At 41.5% G+C, this 16,715-nt stretch carries 10 protein-coding genes and 1 pseudogene; 4 read left to right on the top strand and 7 right to left on the bottom strand.

The genetic code is table 11. The features are described from left to right. Positions 1-463: 463 nt before the first annotated feature. Positions 464-1,078, top strand: a pseudogene (locus HUN01_RS28470) (ATP-binding protein); the annotation flags it as partial. A gap of 114 nt (positions 1,079-1,192) precedes the next feature. Here the strand turns inward: HUN01_RS28470 and HUN01_RS28465 are convergent. The 3 genes from HUN01_RS28465 to HUN01_RS28455 all read right to left on the bottom strand — a co-directional run bounded on the left by HUN01_RS28465 (position 1,193) and on the right by HUN01_RS28455 (position 5,155). After that, positions 1,193-1,909: a pirin family protein gene (locus HUN01_RS28465; RefSeq protein ID WP_181928974.1), complete on the bottom strand. Its 717-nt coding sequence runs from the start codon at positions 1,907-1,909 to the stop codon at positions 1,193-1,195. Between the two features lie 620 nt (positions 1,910-2,529). Continuing rightward, on the bottom strand, positions 2,530-4,083 hold the full coding sequence (locus tag HUN01_RS28460; RefSeq protein WP_181932855.1) for a cation:proton antiporter: 1,554 nt from the start codon (positions 4,081-4,083) through the stop codon (positions 2,530-2,532). A gap of 70 nt (positions 4,084-4,153) precedes the next feature. Next, complete coding sequence (locus tag HUN01_RS28455) at positions 4,154-5,155, bottom strand: DUF389 domain-containing protein (RefSeq protein WP_181928973.1); 1,002 nt, start codon at positions 5,153-5,155, stop codon at positions 4,154-4,156. A gap of 354 nt (positions 5,156-5,509) precedes the next feature. Here HUN01_RS28455 and HUN01_RS28450 point away from each other — a divergent pair, with 354 nt between their 5' ends. Next, positions 5,510-7,075, top strand: coding sequence for a cation:proton antiporter (locus HUN01_RS28450; protein WP_181928972.1), 1,566 nt, complete (start codon positions 5,510-5,512; stop codon positions 7,073-7,075). 259 nt (positions 7,076-7,334) lie between these two features. On the opposite strand, the gene HUN01_RS28445 is transcribed toward HUN01_RS28450, so the two are convergent. The 4 genes from HUN01_RS28445 to HUN01_RS28430 all read right to left on the bottom strand — a co-directional run bounded on the left by HUN01_RS28445 (position 7,335) and on the right by HUN01_RS28430 (position 12,237). Continuing rightward, positions 7,335-7,772 carry a hypothetical protein gene (locus HUN01_RS28445; RefSeq protein ID WP_181928971.1) on the bottom strand — a complete coding sequence of 146 codons (438 nt, stop codon included), beginning with the start codon at positions 7,770-7,772 and terminating at the stop codon, positions 7,335-7,337. Positions 7,773-7,779: 7 nt separating this feature from the next. Then, complete coding sequence (locus HUN01_RS28440) at positions 7,780-9,216, bottom strand: c-type cytochrome (RefSeq protein ID WP_181928970.1); 1,437 nt, start codon at positions 9,214-9,216, stop codon at positions 7,780-7,782. A 31-nt stretch (positions 9,217-9,247) separates the two neighbouring features. Then, entirely contained in the window at positions 9,248-10,714 is a 1,467-nt protein-coding gene (locus HUN01_RS28435; RefSeq protein WP_181928969.1) for a c-type cytochrome, read from the bottom strand. Between the two features lie 65 nt (positions 10,715-10,779). Beyond that, on the bottom strand, positions 10,780-12,237 hold the full coding sequence (locus tag HUN01_RS28430) for an NADH:flavin oxidoreductase (protein ID WP_238845691.1): 1,458 nt from the start codon (positions 12,235-12,237) through the stop codon (positions 10,780-10,782). A gap of 604 nt (positions 12,238-12,841) precedes the next feature. Between HUN01_RS28430 and HUN01_RS28425 the strand changes: the two genes are divergently transcribed. Continuing rightward, entirely contained in the window at positions 12,842-14,851 is a 2,010-nt protein-coding gene (locus HUN01_RS28425; protein WP_181928968.1) for a hypothetical protein, read from the top strand. Positions 14,852-15,090: 239 nt separating this feature from the next. Continuing rightward, entirely contained in the window at positions 15,091-16,563 is a 1,473-nt protein-coding gene (locus HUN01_RS28420) for an alpha/beta hydrolase (protein ID WP_181928967.1), read from the top strand. The last annotated feature ends 152 nt before the right edge of the window (positions 16,564-16,715 follow it).

Below are 16,715 nucleotides of genomic sequence, written 5' to 3'. Positions count from 1 at the left end.
CCCAAATTATATAAATAATTAATTATACTTGCGGTTACAACTACCAATAACCAAGTTGTTGCTTGGAAAATTATTGAAGCTGAATCATGTGGATATTCTTCAACTGTATGGCGTTGCAACCACGTAGTATTTAAACTTTTGCTATATCTGAGGATTATCCAGCTAGGTTTAACGATCGCAGCTTTTTATCAATCTTGTCTTTTTGAGTCTTCCACTTGAATTTTTGAGCCATTTATGCTTTCAAGTGGCAAGTACATTCAGGTAGCATTTTTTGCTAATACTTGCCTTGGTATAAACAAAGGCATCGGGTAATACTAATTACAGTTTGGTCAAAATTGCGTGTCTTATTTGAATTTAAGAGAAATGTATAGAAAAAAGGCATTATTTATCGTTTATATGAATGATATACAGCTAGGATGGTTATTTTGCAAGGGTTATAAAAAATAACTATATAAAAATGTCGGACGAGTTGACAGAATTTAAACGAGATGTTTTAGAATTTCTGCGTCAACCTTTAGAAGATGGCTATGTCACAATTTCCCGCACCAAATTATCGGTAATGTTTCCTGCACAATTTACTTTGGTGGCGAGTACTAATCCCTGTCCATGCGGTTACTATGGCGATACCATCCAACAATGTACTTGTTCTCCCCGCCAACGCGAGCAATATTGGGCCAAACTTTCTGGGCCATTGATGGATCGAATTGATTTACAAGTTGCAGTGAATCGCTTGAAACCAGAAGAAATTACCCAACAACCTACTGGAGAAGCATCAACATCAGTCCGCGAACGGGTTCAACAAGCAAGCGATCGCGCCATTACCCGCTTCCAAGGAGAAGCAAATTTGCGTTGCAATGCCCACATGCAAAGTCGTCATCTCCAGAAATGGTGCAAACTAGATGATGCTAGTCGGAATTTATTAGAAGTAGCAATTAGGAAATTAGGTTTATCGGCAAGAGCTAGCGATCGCATTCTCAAAGTAGCACGGACTATTGCAGATTTAGCGGCAGAAGATGAACTAAAAACTAATCATGTAGCGGAAGCAATTCAGTATCGCACAATCGACAGAATGCAGTAGTAATAGCTATTTTTAGGTAATTTAAAACAACCTCTAAGACAAAACAAGGGGGGTTAAGCCCCTTGTTGTATTGTTTGTGTAGAGGCGGTTTCTAACCGCCCTTTAGCTGGAATATTAGCCCAAATCGAAAAGCAAGATTTCGCCGCCGATGTTGGTGCTAATTTCTAGCTGTTCTTCGCCGTTGATCTGCACACCATCGCCGGCTCTGAGTTCTTCACCATTTAAGTTGACTATGCCTTGGGCTACTTGTAACCAGGCATAGCGATCGCTTTTGACTTGATAATTAACAACATCACCTGACTCTAAAACAGATGTATATAACTCAACATCTTGGTGAATTGTCACAGCACCATCGCGCCCATCCTTAGAGGCAATTAAGCGGAGTTTACCGCGCTTTTCTTCGAGAGGAAAAGCTTTTTGCTCATATCTTGGCGTTATTCCTTCTCGATCGGGAAGAATCCAGATTTGTAGCAGGTGCAGTGGTTCAGTTGGCGAGGGATTAAATTCGCTGTGGCTGATTCCGGTACCAGCACTCATAATTTGGGCATCACCAGGGCGAATCACCGACCCAGTACCCAAGCTGTCTTTATGCTCTACAGCACCTTCTAAGACGTAGGTGAGAATTTCCATGTCACGATGACTGTGGGTAGGAAATCCAGCCCCAGGGGCGATGCGATCGTCGTTAATCACTCGCAGAGAGCGAAATCCCATACGGTTAGGATCGTAAAAACTACCGAAGGAAAATGTGTGATAACTATCGAGCCAGCCTGTTTGAGCGTGGCCGCGGGCATTGCGATCGTGAATTAAGTGGGTAATTGTATTTTGAGACATAAGTTTACCTCGTTGTTAATTGTTTTTAGAAGAATTTAGAATTCAAAGTTTAGAGTTCTGATTGATTAGACCTAATTTGTAACTATTTAAATAGTAAAGTATATACATATAAAATGAGAAGTACGCACTTAAAAGTGGCGTACTTACCAAAAAGATACTGTGAGATTTGACAGCGGTTTTCAATTGAATGGAATACACTCTTTAAAAACTAAATTACTGTAATTTCAATTTTTTAACAACAAGATTAGCTACTATAGGAATCCGCTTTGATTTCTGAACTGATTTGCGTAGGCAGGCAATAGGCAATAGGCAATAGTCAAGAAGGCTTCTTAGTTGTACTGAGTTTTTTCAGAAATCAAATATGAGTCCTATAGTACAGCACGGCGGAAATAAACCACCCATTCCCAATCAACAAAACCCTTACGCTGTCTTCATTTTTAATTTTTAATTCCGCCTTGCGGTACTAGGATGTCTTAATAACAATTCTGCATGAAGATGCACATTATAAGTCCACCCTTGGCAAGGTGGGACGGCGTAACCAGGGGGATGAAGAGTGCTGTTAGCAGAGCGTTTAGCCCCGCTACTGCTAACACAACTATTTTGACCAATGCCCCATATCCTTAATCATCTTCTAATTTCAGTAATTGTTCATCAAGAATTTGTATCCGCGCACGCACTATTTCTTCTGAGAGAATTCGCTTCCGCATTGCCTCATTGAGCGCTCCTTTTTCTGCTAAGAGTAAACGTCGGCGAATGGCTTCCAGTTTACTGCTCTTGCCACTTCTACCTTCTACCTCATCAGGGCGACGATTATATAGTTCCCGCAGTGTCTTTTCTGCACTGGCAATTCGCACCTGATAAGCTGAACGCATCTCTTCGTAAACAGCTTTTGGTAACACCCCTGATTTCAACAAACTATCTAATTCATCTTGTGCTGCCTTACCCGTCATTAACTGGGCTTGCAATTCTTCAACTTGTTGTTGAGCTTCTGAAAATTTAGATAATTTCAAACGTTTTACCACCCAAGGCAAACTTAAACCCTGTCCAACTAACGACACCAGCACACTACCAAAAACTAAAGCGATGAGGACATCTCGCCCTGGTAGTGTTGGAGGTAAACTCAACGCCAGAGCCATTGAGAGCGAACCTTTGATGTTACCTAAAAAGAGTAGATGTTGCCAGCGCAATGGAATTGGACGGTCAATCAAACGAATCCCTGCTAGTAGAGGATAAACTGTAAGAACTCGCCCAATTTGATAAGCCAAAACTGCAAATATAATTGCAGGTAAAGTTCTCCAAAGCGTTACTAGGTCTATTTCTACACCAATCAACAAAAAAATAAAGGTGTTGACAGTAAAACTGGCATATTCCCAGAAACTTAATAAGGTGATGCGATTAGAAGCAGAAGTATTGCCAGAAAGCCCTAAATTCCCGAAAATTAATCCAGCTACAACTACGGCCACGGCACCCGATACACCGAGAAATTGCCCAACCTGAAAAGTTCCTAATGCAACTGCAACTGTCAACAAAAGACTGCTAAGAGCATCATCTAAACGGGCGAATATAGGTATACTCAAGTAGCCCAAGACTAACCCCACAACACATCCCCCTAAAGAGATAAATAGCAGTTGTTGGATTCCCTCTAAAAATGTGAGTGAGCCTGTTGAATATACTTGCAAAATCAGGTTGAAGGAAACTAGGGCCGCTGCATCATTGAATAGAGTTTCTCCTTCAACGATGGTGGAAAGCCTTGAGGGAACTGGTATCTCCTTAAATACAGCAATCATTGAAACTGTATCAGTGTTTGCCAGAATTACTCCGACAAATAACGCAGGTATCCAATCCAATCCCAGCCCAAATTTTAAGAGGGCGGCAATAATAGCGCTAGAAAGCACAGCCCCTGGCCCAGCTAGTAGGGCAATTGGTTTAAAGGTGCTGCGTAGGCGGCTGACATCTGTATTAATACCAGCTTCAAAAATGAGAATTGGTAAGAAAAGATTCAAAACTAGGGTTGGATTTAAACCAATTGGTCGAGACAATAGCTCAGTAATGGGCAAACCTGCTAATACTAAACCCGTAACGTAAGGGATTCCCAACCGCCGGGATAGCAGAGCTACACATGTAGCAAGGAGCAAGAGAATAATTGAAACTTTGACTAATTCGGTAACATCCACTATTGCATCTTGGAAAGTTAGTTTGACTTGACTGATAGATTTTCTCCTCATTCATGCCAAATTAGCAAGTTCAGCGTGTGGGTTCAGAACGTCGAATTTCCTCTACTTGACCAACTTCAAAAATGAGAGTGAATGGTTGCCCCATCTCTCGTTCAATAAATTCTTCTAATAATTCTACTTGCCGAGGTGTGACAGGTTCCCTTGCCCGGACACTCAAACGGACTTCTGGAGGATTTGTCAACCAGTTGGTATTACTGTTGAGCAACTGCAAGCGTCCAAAAGTGACAGTTCGGTTTAATAATGCCCGTCGTAGACTATTTTCTAGTTGTGCCTGTCGTACAAGTCTGGCAAAACTTACTCCCAAGGGAATTACCAAAATAGCCGTCAAAGCCATAGTCCAAATTAGGGGTTGACGGGCCCGCGCCATTGAAGTGTAACCTACTACCACGAATGTCACCATACAGGAGAGGGCGATACCCAGCAAGTTGGTGAGATAAAGTAGGGTTGCTCCGAAACTGAGTGACCAATTTCCTTGTGCCAAGCCTAAACCAATGACACAGATGGGAGGCATAAGAGCAACAGCGATCGCAGTTCCCGCTAAACTAGTAGAGATTTTCGTCTCAACTTTTGCGTAGCCACTGATACCGCCAGCCGCTACCGCAATTCCCAAATCTAATAATGTTGGTCTTGATCTAGCCAGGATCTCGCTACCGTAGCTGGGCAACCCTACTAGCCAACCCAGAGTCCAGGCGATCGCAACCGCTAATATAGTCCCCACTGCTACAGCAATTATTCCTTTGCGGAATAATGTAATATCTGCTTGCAAAGCACCAAAAGCTAACCCACGAATCGGCAACATTAGAGGGGCAATAATCATCGCGCCAATAATCACGGCCGCACTATTAGACAATAAACCTAAAGTAGCGATCGCACAGGAGCTAATAATCAAAATTATGTAAGCTGAGTCTAGAGTCGATTCTGCCAGCAAGTCTGTTTGTAGCTGTTGGAGTTGTTCCGGCTGCGAACCCCGACGGCGGAAATTTTTAAAGCGGTCTCGAATGTTATTACCCAAGACCTTCCTCCTAAATGTTCGGTTAACTGTAAAATCTTCATTCTCTGCTAATTAAAGTCTTAAATTGAATTGGTGTCATCTGAGAATAGTCATATCTAAGTCTGCCAGACATAGCGGTTCTCGTTTGGATGCAATACAGTTTGACCTCTCTCCAAACCTCTCTCCTAAAAGGAGAGAGGCTTTGAATCTTACTCCCCTTCCCTTGTAGGGAAGGGGCTGGGGGTTAGGTCTGTATTGCACTCAACTGATAACCGCTATATACAAAATTCACGGCTTTATTCTGACTCCTGAATTCTGACTCCTGACTCCTGAATTCTGTTTCGATAAATGCAAAATTATACCAGGAATTTACTTATGGTACTTGAATCCGCGATCGCCGAAGAAGTCATTACAAACAATCTCAAGCAGTTTCTACTGGTACTTTCGGTATCTTTAGGTGTGGCGACACTACCGCAGATATTTAGCTGGTTTCGCAATATCCCTTACACTTTGCTACTGGTGATTGTCGGGTTAGGTTTGGCGTTGGTGGATGTCCGTTTAGTAACCCTTTCTCCCGAATTAATTTTGTTCATTTTTTTACCACCGCTGCTATTTGAAGCCGCATGGAATTTGAAATGGTCAGAACTGAAGCGGGATTTAGTGCCAATTTGCCTGTATGCGGTGTTTGGGGTGTTAATTGCGATCGCCGGAGTAGCGATCGCTCTCAATCAATTCGTTGGTATTTCCTTAACTACAGCTTTACTCATCGCCGCCAGTCTATCTGCCACTGACCCGGTTTCTGTCACCGCTTTGTTCCGCCAACTCGGCGTAGGTAGTCGTCTTACCACCTTAATGGAAGGCGAAAGCCTATTCAATGATGGTATGGCTGTAGTTGCCTTTGGTTTTTTGGTGGCCTTATCTTTGGGAACTGTGGAATTGGAATTCCAGCCAATTTTATTGCAGTTATTTACAGTTGTTGGCATTGGTGTAGGGGTGGGAGCTTTCATTGGATTTGGGATTTCCTACCTCACCCAGCGCTTCGATTTGCCTTTAGTGGAGCAATCCTTAACCCTAGTTTCCGCCTACGGCACTTACCTGATTATCGAAGACTTAGGTGGTTCTGGGGTAATTGGGGTTGTCACCACAGGTTTGATTTTAGGCAACTTTGGCTCTCGTATCGGCATGAATCCCCGCACTCGGATTATTGTCTCCGAATTTTGGGAATTTTTGGCGTTCTTTGTTAACTCCATTGTCTTCTTGCTAATTGGCGACCAAATACGCTTTGCTAGTTTAGGCGAAAACCTGCAAATCATCATGGTGACAGTGGTAGCAATGATTTTGATGCGAGCAGTTGCTATTTTGATTCTCACCAGATTTAGTACTAGCATCACCAAATCGGACATTTCGTTACCAGAACAAACTATCCTCTGGTGGGGAGGATTACGTGGTTCAGTCTCCATTGCCTTAGCATTGAGTGTACCAGTAACATTACCAGAGCGAGAAAAAATCATTGCAACGGTATTTGGAGTAGTTTTATTTACTCTACTTGTCCAAGGATTAACCATCAAACCATTGCTAGAAAAACTCAATTTGCTAGGTGATGCACCCTTACGTGAGCAATATTTAGAATTCGTTGCCCGTCATGTTGCCTTAGAACGCGTTTTAGAACATCTCCAGGCAGACAAACGCCCAGGTATTGACCCAGAGTTTCGCCGTTATCAAGAGACACTAATCAAAGGTGAACTTGCAGATTTACGGATAGAAATTGACAAATTACAGGGTGAATATCCCAATCTTCAGAGCTTTACAACAGAACAATTTCGAGGAGAACTGCTGGCAATTGAGGCAGATACTTATGCAGAATTTGTCAAATCTGGTCGGTTAAATAAAGAATTAGAATCTATGCTTGAGGGTGTTTTGCCAAATCAAAAAGAAGGTTGATTTCCAATACTGTTCGGTTAAGGCAAGAGACGCGATAAATCGCGTCTTTGTGATCTAAAAATTGGTTCCACCTAAGAGGATGCTTGAAAAGTCATGATTGATGTATCAAATATTTTTTACCCCACCCTAACCCTCCCCTTGCAAAGGGGAGGGAACAAGATTTTCCGGTTTCCCCCCTTTACAAGGGGGGATTAAGGGGGGTAATAATTCGATTAAAATCACAAAATACCACTTTTCAAACAAGCTCTAAAAACCAACTTCAAGTTACTTCTTTGTAGGTAGACCCGCCATACTTTAAAACATCGTTATCCGGCGTAGAAGCTTGAGGTTTGTTGAGCATAGTCAGTATCAACAGTGGTGCTTGGAACAAGAAAAATACCAAGTCGATAATCCCGAAAGCGGGATAAACATTGGGGTAAATAAAGAAAAAGAAAATGACTCCTTGCGATCGCGCAAAGATCGCTAGTACCGCATTAGATGTGTAGCGGTACGGGTCATTTCCTCCCGGAATGTAGAACAGCGACAGCAGAACCACTAGCAAGCCAGCAAACGAAGTCCATACTGGGTCTTCGGTAGGTCTTTGGTGGAGTAATTCCAGCAACCAATTCGGTGCGAAGATAGCGGGTATACCCATCACGCAATTTTGGATAACACCTAACCAGACGAGCGCCCGGAACCAAACAGCATATTTGTTCATAACTTGGTTACAAAGTTTTTAAGTATTCGACTAATGCTTGTTTATCTTTGACAGGTAAATCAGTGCCATAGATATGTCCTTGGTTACTATTACCAGGAACACTAATGTCATATTTAAAACCTACACGTTGCGCTTCTTCTCCTTCGGAAATAAAGCCAACTTTGTTTTGGTCATAGACATCAAATCCTCGATAAAAAGATTGGGGACGATTCTCCGGTTTTTCTAACAAGTCTTGTAGGGATGGCACTGAACCGTTATGGAGATAAGGCGCTCTTAACCAAAGACCATCAAGAGAGACAGAAACATAACCATTGGTCTTCCGCAACTGGTTGAAGTCCCAAGAATAACCATCACCAAATTTGTTGTAAGTATCTGCTGCTTGCTGCGTCCACATATCTAGACGGTGGCGGTCAGTTCCCACCTCTTCAACAGGAATCACCTTACCAGTTCTTTCGCCGCCAAATGCATGACAAGATGCACAAGTATTGTTAAAAATTGCTTTTCCTTGTGTAGCTAGTTGCTCATCAACTGCAAATGGATATTTAGGAGGCGGTAGTTCCGAAATATAATCTTCCACTCGTTGGAGATCCTCTACAGGTAGAGACTCTTTAGTTGCACCGTCACCAATCGCCCCAGTCTGCACCGTTTCTCGCAGCGAAGTTTCTAAACCATCCCAATGCAGGGCAAAGTTTTGGTGTTGCTTTTGATTCCACAGAGGCATCATATCTGAGTTACCAATGGTGTCATCTTTAGGCAACTTTAAAGTAGTGAACTTCACAGGATTAAACGGGTCAATTCTACCTGGCCCCCAATTAGGACGAGAATCAGTCCAAGCAAAGTCTGCACTTTGTTGTAGCAGCCCTTTTTTGGTTTGGGGAATAATTATAAAACGATAAAGCAGGTTTTCTAACCAGCTAAACTCATGACTATATTTGATTTCATCAAGGATATAATCCGGTTCAAATCTGGGGTCACTAGCAGCGTTACCGAGAAAGCGGATATAGCCTTGCGAATCAAATCTATTAGCAGGTCCAGCTGCAATAATTGTTGGCTTATCTTTAAGGTTTTCTCGATAAGTAGCATGATGACAAACAGCACAAGTTATCCCAACTCTGGGAAACCCGATTGTTTTTTTAGAAAAACCGACTGGTAGCTCTTTACCTTCTTCCCAGGTAATTCCCAGAGAAGTATAACCGCCTGGGCCTGGTAGCTTATCGGGAAATATGCGTGGTAATACTAACCAAATCCAATACGGTACACCTTGCGCTTGTTCTGTACCAATAGAACCATATTTAAAATGATCCTCCGGTAACTCATAAACTTCGCTAGGAACTTCGCGGAAAAGGTTGTACCATCCCACATAACCCACAACCCCAAAAAGAAGGACAATAACTACAGCAATTGAGGTGATTATTTTCCCTAATTTTGACTTAAGTATTGCCATAAACTTAGGTTTTTTCTCGCTAAAATATTTTTCAAAGTTTCTTCATGTACTCAACGATCGCATCTTTTTCTTCTGGGGAAAGATCAACGCCGTATAAGTGACCGCTATTACTGTTACCATCAAGTTTTGTATCAAACTTGAAGTAATTTTTGCCATTTTCTTCGGCTACATCAGAGACAAAACCAACTTTTTCTCTATCGATAACGTCGTAGCCCCGATAAAATTCTTGTGGTCTGTTCTCTGGTTTTTCTAGTAAATCCCGTAAGGTAGGAACTGAACCATTGTGCAAATAAGGGCCGCGTAACCAAACACCATCAAGAGGCATATTCGCATAGCCATTAGTCTTGCGAAAACTCTTAAAGCGCCACGGATAACCTGCATACAGCGTATTTTGGTTAGAGATGGTTTCATAGGTAAATGAATCTAGGCGATGAGGGTCTGTACCAATTTCTTGAATTGGTACAACTTTGCCTATATCCGTACCACCAAAAGCGTGACAACTAGCACAATTACTTTCAAAAAGTGGTTTTCCTGTGACCGCTAAAGTTTCGTTAACTTCATAAGGATATTTGGGTGGTGGTAGTTCCCACAGCCAATCAGCAACTCTCTGAATTCGAGGCAAATCAATTGTTGTGGGTGTGACTCCAGTTCCTAAGGCTGCACTTTTATTACGTTCATCAACAGATGTGTTATTACCATCCCAATGTAACTGCAATCCCTCGCGGGGTTTTTGATTCCAAATTGAGGGAAAATCAGAAGTACCAATTAGTTCATCTTCACGCAATTTATCCATTGGGAAATGGAATTGAATTGCTTTATAAGGATTAAAAGTATCTACTCTTCCTGGCCCCCAATCTGGTTGTTCTTCCACAAACTTAAGTCGATATGCCTGATTAATTAGTGCATCTCTAGTTTGGGGAATTGCAATGAAGCGATAAAGTAATTTTTCAATGGGATTAAGACCACCACTAATTTTTTCAATTTCTGGTAACATCCGGTTAGCAGTAAAGCGCTCATCCACACCAACTGCTGATAAAAATTTGATATATCCCTGCAAATTCAGCACATTAGCAGGCATCGTAGTCATGACTTGATGTTCACTATTAGGGGTATTTCGCAGTGTTCCTGTATGACATACAGCACAATTTAACCCAACTCGATCAATAAAGACTCGCCGTTGCGAAAAACCTACAGGTAAATCTTTGTCAGCTTCTTTGATAAATCCCAAAGAATTATAACCTTGTCCGGGTAATTTATCTGGGAATAATTCTGGTAAAACTTTCCAAATCCAGTAAGGGATGCCATTGATGGGTTCGCTGCCGATGGAACCATATTTAAAGTGGTTTTCTATGTCAGCATAATCCACTGGGGAGTTAGATAAAACAGGCCAAAGGAAAAATACTGCTACTGCTACAATGCCTACAATCACCACCCAAATCCGCTGGAATACTCCCTTAATTGAGGTCGGAAGTAGGGTAGGGTTTGTTTGTTCAGTCATGAAACACTCCCTATATTGTCGAGATTATCTGTAAGCGAAATTGTCAATGTGATACCCATCGCTTTTTATTTAGATGAATTGGCAAACTGAGTTGGATGAAATACTGACATTACTTCTTCCATCATCTCTTCATAACTATTAAAGCGATCCTGCTCGTAACAACCCAAGGGATTTTCAATTACATTCAGTAGACATTTATTACAATAGGTACAAGGTTTATCTGCTAGGTCTTTACCTTCTCGAAAAGATTTAACTAGGTAATTGTTAGCAATTAGGGTACGAGCCATTGTGACGCCATCACAATACTGATCATTAATTGCTTGACGAATATATGAAGCTTGCTGTAAACCACCAGTGCATAATACGGGAATATTAACGTGCTTTTTAATCTCTCTGGAATCCAGCAAGTTTCTGCCTTGGTTCTCTATTAATAACTGCTTAATTTTGGGGTCTTTTACATCATCACCACTAAATGCTTGAGGAGGTAATTGCTTTTTCACACGGTTCCATAAAAGATTGAAAATTGGATGCAGAAATGATTTGCGAAATAAAATGTAGTTGCGTGTGGTTTCAATGCCACTTGACAACATCGCATCATAAGTTTTAGTAATAACATCAAAATTAAAATCACCAATGGGATTGAGTGGGTGAGGAAATAAACTACCAGTTGACACATGCACGCCATCAGCCCCGGCTTCTTCTGCCCATTTACAAACTTGGATGGAATCTTCTATGGTATTACCTGGTTTTTCCCAAAAGGTGACGGCGTTGTTATAGTCAACGGCACTAATTTTGAATTGTAAATGAAAGTCGTTACCTACTTCTTTACGAATTGCTCTAATTACATCTAGCAGAAACCGCGCTCGATTCTCTAATGATCCACCATATTCATCTTGGCGATCGTTAATTCCAGAACTGAGAAATTGGTTAAAAAGATATCCATTCGCACTGTGCAATTCTACTCCGTCTAAACCCGCTTCACGGGCACGTCTAGCACCATCGGCAAAGTATTGGATTGTTTCTTTAATTTCTGTTAGTGTCATCGCTTGACACAAAAAGCCGTGGAATGGCTCAGTTTGGCTAGTGGAACTTAAGGCTTTTTTGCCTGAGTTTTCTATACCGGCAATGTCCTGCTGTCGCCCCGAATGACTTAATTGTAAGATAAATTTACAGTCATATTCGTGGACTTTTTCTCCTACTTTTCGCCAAAAAGGAATGCGTTCATCACAGTCAATGGTGGCGTAATTGGGCATAATTCTTCCCCGGATGGCGACTGGTACAAAGGAAGTAATAATAGCCCCTACACCACCACGAGCAAACTTTTCTTCCCAGTTGATTCGGGCTTGGGTTCCTGAACCATCATAGTTATCCCATCTTCCAGAAATACTAGAGCGAAAAATCCGATTTTTTACTGTGAGATTACGGAATCTCAATGGTTCAAAGATAATATCGTTTTCCATCTGTTCCTCTGTCTTTTGTGTTTTTTCGGCAATAAAATTAGGTGTCAGAATTTTTCGTAGCACGAATAGCCTCGCCAGAGAATTATGATTTCTAGTGTCTCTGGGAGGGTAATGTTTTATGTCTACAAATCTACAGTGGAGGTTTTCGGATGCGAAAGCTAAGTATTAAGTTTTTGTTACTTATATTTTCCTACCCAGTTTCAGCATGGATGTTTATCCTTATTGGTTTTTACAGTTATATAAAGTCTTTTGCAGTTTGTAAACCTACAACATGAACAAACAAAATCTTAAGAAAAATGAAAATTTTTGTCTTCATTTCTCTTAAAAGGTTAAGTCAACCTTAAGATTAGCTTCTAACAATTTGTTACAAACTTAACCAAGTATCTAGGGAATGGATATAACCATAGCAAATTGGTTATTGAACACCATTGTAAGTTTACAAATTTTTAAATTTTTAGGTTAAAAATGTATAAAAGTTTATTGATGACGTTTTGCAAACTTGTGTAGTAAGTTCATATATAACGAACCTCAGTAAGGTACATTTAAAATCATCAAAATATCCCAAGACTAAATCTGGAAAATGGGGAATTAGTGATGAAGTATTAATGTACCTCTGCAAACGTGAGGTGCTGTGGAGAAGGTTTAGGTCTTACAAACAAAGAGTTTTATGAAAAAGACAAGTCTAATTTTTAAGGGCTGTCTGCTCCTGCTATTCGTGACTATGTTTATAGTCTGCGGCTTTTATGGAACGCCTACAGCTTTAGCTGATGAGTATAGTGAAACACTTGCGCCCGTAAGTACTAAGTATTCGGATACGGGTGTATCTGAATACCCTGACAACTGTGAAGGTATCGGTTATCTACCAGACTACAGAACGGAGAATTTGACAGATGCCGAGAAACGGGGCCGTTGTACTTGGTACTTATGGACTGGCGGTAATTCTAAGTACTATCGTGATTTAGCGAAGCGGACACATGGTGGTGTTGATCTGCTAAAGCTGATTGACTCGCGTGTGCATGATGAACGATTCCAACGCTATGGCGCTATTAACGATCCTGGATGTGAGAAAGCAACAACACCAGACGAATACGGTTTGTGGCTAGATAAGTGCAAAGATCCACTTTCAACCGGCGTTATTGGGTTGCGTAAGTTCCAAAATCCCAACTTCGACTCGACAAAATGGAACCCTGTTGAATATGCCAAAACTTCACAAGTTGAGCCTCCATACGTCATTGGGCAGTCTTGCGCCATCTGTCATGTAGCGTTAGATCCTCTCAACCCACCCAAAGACAAGGAACACCCGAAATGGGAAAACCTTGTAGCAGCATTGGGTAATCAGTACATCAAGGAAAGCAAATTATTTGCATCCAGCGTTGGGGCAAATAGTTTTGTTAAGCAAGTACTTGATTCTCAAAGGCCGGGTACATCTGATACTTCTCGGATTGGTAACGATCACATCAATAATCCGAATGCGATCAATGCCATTTTTAATTTAGGCGATCGCCCCACATATCCAGAAGTGATGAACGATGGTTCAATCAAGGATGTCAATCATATTCTCAAGGATGGTGCAGACTCTACAGGAGTGGCAAATGCCTCACTACGCGTCTACGTCAATATTGGGATGTGCGGCGATTACTGGACGACTCTCCATGAACCTTTATTAGGCAGAACTCCCCAAAAACCTTTTGATATCGAAAAGGCACGGAAGGAATGCGAAGGCTGGAGACAGACAGAAGCACGCATGGCTGATGCCGAAGCATTCTTGAAAACCATCAAGCCGATGCACTTAAAAGATGCACCGAGTGGTGAAGAGTTCTTAACCAAAGACGAAGAAGTTCTCAAACGTGGCAAACTGGTTTTTGCTAGTACTTGTGCTGGTTGCCATTCCAGCAAAAAGCCACCTGCTGAAATTGCTGCTGACTCCGAACAGGCTCAGAAATGGTATGAAGAGTCTGTACTCAGTAGTAATTTTCTCGACCACAACTTCTTGTCTGATGACCAGCGTTATCCAGTTACACTAATTGGTACCAATGCGGCGCGATCGCTAGGGACAAATGCCACTAAGGGGCATATTTGGGATCAGTTCTCATCTAAAACCTACAAAGAACTACCGTCACCAGGTAATTTGACGCTGTACAACCCCTTCGATCAGAAAAAACCCATCGAATTTAAAATACCAGATGGCGGTTTGGGATATTACCGCACACCTTCGCTAGTTAGTATTTGGGCAACAGCACCACTTCTGCACAACAACACACTAGGACTTTACAACGAAGATCCTTCAGTGAAAGGGCGTGTGGAAGCCTATACGGATGCAATGGAAAAGTTGCTGTGGCCTGAAAAGCGTGAAGGAATTATCAGCAGGACATCTCAAGATACTAAATTAGAGCTTCCTCCAGGAGATCCAAATCCGAGATTTAGGATTCCTATTCCTAAAGGTACGCCTGTGAATTTGCTGGCAAGCATCAATATTAGAGAGGCGATTACATCTCTCAATCTCAGCAGCCTTTTCCAAGACTTGAAACCGGGCGGTGGAATCAAAGATAAGTTGGCACGTGTGCTTTTAAGAGCTAACAAATCTCCCGACTTCGTTGAAGATGAGGGTCATTATTTTGGCTCAAATCTGCCAGATGAAGACAAGAAAGCCTTAATTGAGTTTGTGAAAACTTTCTAAGACAACTTGTCTGGATGCTGCACTCGTTCCCAGGTTAAATATGGGAACGAGCAAAAATATTTATCGAACAGAATTCAGGAGTCAGAAGTGAGAATTCAGCAATGTTTTCTGTGCGAGTGACGGATAGCGTAGCGTTAGCGAGTATTTTCGAGTCGCGTCTTGATTCTGACCGGAGCTTCGGAGTCTCCGGCTCCGCTCCTGAATTCTGAATTCTTCTTCAATAAATAGTGAGGATATAGATGCGGTATTTACCAATAATCTTTGTTCGTGGATATGCAGGTACACAAAAAGATGTTGAACAAACAGTTAATGATCCATTTTATGGGTTCAATAGTGGTTCAACACATATTCGAGTAGACCAGAAAGAAAATCCCCAAAAGTTTGTTTTTGAGAGTCCCTTGCTGCGGCTAATGACCGATCATGGTTATCAACCGATTGTTGATAATCAGAATGTGAGGAATCAGATTCAAAGATTGTCTGGTCAACTTCATAAAACTATTTGGATCTACCGATTTTATGATGTAACTACACCTAGTTTTGGCTCCTCAAGTGTAGTTCGTCAGGAGATGGAGGAGATAGCTAAAGGTTTAAGAGACTTGATTAAAAATGTCAAGCGAACGACGGGTGCAGATAAAGTTTATCTTGTCGCCCACTCAATGGGAGGTCTTGTTTGTCGCAGCTTGATTCAAAAGATTTATCCAGAAAAAGGTGAGCAAGCTGTCGATCACATTGATAAATTCTTTACCTACGGTACACCTCATGGTGGCATTTATTTTGAAGTCGGAAGTGGCTTGCTGGAAGAACTGAGGGACAGGTTTCAATTGAATAATTCTGATGATTTTGGCCCCCAAAGGATGTACCAGTATTTAACGCCTTATGTTAAGCCAACCGATAAATTACCTAATAATTTTCAACTAGAAAAGTTACAAAGTATAGAAAGCGCATTTTCGCCAAACCGCGTCTTTTCTCTAATCGGCACTAATGCACATGATTATGAAGAGGCTTTGGGTCTTTCACGAAAGGCTGTCGGGGTGAAAAGTGATGGTTTAGTTCAGATTGACAAAGCCTACATCACGGGATCTCATCGTGCATATATTCATCGCGCTCATGGTGGGCGTTATGGTATATTAAACTCGGAAGAAGGTTATCAAAATCTGCAACGCTTTTTGTTCGGTGATATTCAGGTGAAACTGTCTCTGAGTAATGTCGATCTAAAAGAACAGAACAAGAATTTTTATCAACTAGAAACTAGGGTTGCTTTGCGTGGCCTTCCTACTCCTATATATGAGCAAGCGATCGCTCATTATTGCCCAATCACACAAGAGTTAACCAGAACCGATAAACCCGTTCCTCTGTTTACAGCCTTTTTAATCCCAAAAAACTCAGCTAGTGATAATAATGTGTGTAGATATGCCCTACGTTTAGCACTACATTCTTTCACAAAACAAGAGACGAATTGGTTACGTGACAGCCATCTCGACCAAGTGCCTTTGTGGACTGACTATCTAATTACTGATGTTCTCGCAACAGATGGCACATACAAGGCTAAATACAGTTGGAATTCCAATGACAAAGAGCCAGTAACGAACTTAAATCCCACTTCAGAATCTAGTTCAAATGTATATGTTGCATACGTTCCCCTACCTGAACGTGGGCAAAGAGTCTTAGGTCAAAATGTGGCAGTCCGCTTGGAAATCTCACGATGGCAATAAATTACAGCAGAATTCAGGAGTCAGAAGTCAGAATTCAGGAGTTAGAGTTCAGGAGTTAGAATTCAGGAGTTAGAAGTTAGAAGTAAAATATCTGGCTTTAAGACTTAGCTTGTGTACTTCACTAATTTTAAATCTGCTGTCAGTAGTAGTGT

Source organism: Nostoc edaphicum CCNP1411 (genome assembly GCF_014023275.1).
In the GTDB taxonomy this organism is placed as follows: domain Bacteria; phylum Cyanobacteriota; class Cyanobacteriia; order Cyanobacteriales; family Nostocaceae; genus Nostoc; species Nostoc edaphicum_A.
The sequence above is the reverse complement of the archived record's forward strand: the minus strand, read 5'-3'. Positions and strand labels throughout refer to the sequence as shown.

What these genes read in the sequence shown, in the direction of transcription:
- HUN01_RS28465 (WP_181928974.1), bottom strand. Translation starts at nt 1,909, where the DNA reads ATGTCTCAAAATACAATTACCCACTTAATTCACGATCGCAATGCCCGC.
- HUN01_RS28450 (WP_181928972.1), top strand. Translation starts at nt 5,510, where the DNA reads ATGGTACTTGAATCCGCGATCGCCGAAGAAGTCATTACAAACAATCTC.
- HUN01_RS28445 (WP_181928971.1), bottom strand. Translation starts at nt 7,772, where the DNA reads ATGAACAAATATGCTGTTTGGTTCCGGGCGCTCGTCTGGTTAGGTGTT.
- HUN01_RS28440 (WP_181928970.1), bottom strand. Translation starts at nt 9,216, where the DNA reads ATGGCAATACTTAAGTCAAAATTAGGGAAAATAATCACCTCAATTGCT.
- HUN01_RS28435 (WP_181928969.1), bottom strand. Translation starts at nt 10,714, where the DNA reads ATGACTGAACAAACAAACCCTACCCTACTTCCGACCTCAATTAAGGGA.
- HUN01_RS28425 (WP_181928968.1), top strand. Translation starts at nt 12,842, where the DNA reads ATGAAAAAGACAAGTCTAATTTTTAAGGGCTGTCTGCTCCTGCTATTC.
- HUN01_RS28420 (WP_181928967.1), top strand. Translation starts at nt 15,091, where the DNA reads ATGCGGTATTTACCAATAATCTTTGTTCGTGGATATGCAGGTACACAA.